We start from the raw sequence: 230 nt of genomic DNA, 5'->3' as shown, positions 1-230 counted from the left end.
GACGCAACCCCCCACCCGCGCGGGCACGCCCAGGGCCACCCGGCCCGAACCCGGCAGGAAGGTTGAAACCGGCGGTTGAGATTTGGAAAACTTTGCCCCACAAATAAGGCATGATCTTTTCCGATGCCTTCGTGGCGGTCGCCGATCCCAACCGGCGCTATCTGTTGGAAGAACTCCGGCGCGGTCCGAAGACGGTGAACGAATTGGCGGTCTGGCTTGCCCTCTCGCGC

1 pseudogene is annotated in these 230 nt (G+C 63.5%); it reads left to right on the top strand.

The features are described 5' to 3' along the window. Positions 1-110: 110 nt before the first annotated feature. Positions 111-230 (top strand): annotated as a pseudogene (locus KVT37_RS33245) (ArsR family transcriptional regulator); the annotation flags it as partial.

This window comes from Mesorhizobium sp. GbtcB19 (assembly GCF_019091085.1).
In the GTDB taxonomy this organism is placed as follows: domain Bacteria; phylum Pseudomonadota; class Alphaproteobacteria; order Rhizobiales; family Rhizobiaceae; genus Mesorhizobium.
The sequence above is the reverse complement of the archived record's forward strand: the minus strand, read 5'-3'. Positions and strand labels throughout refer to the sequence as shown.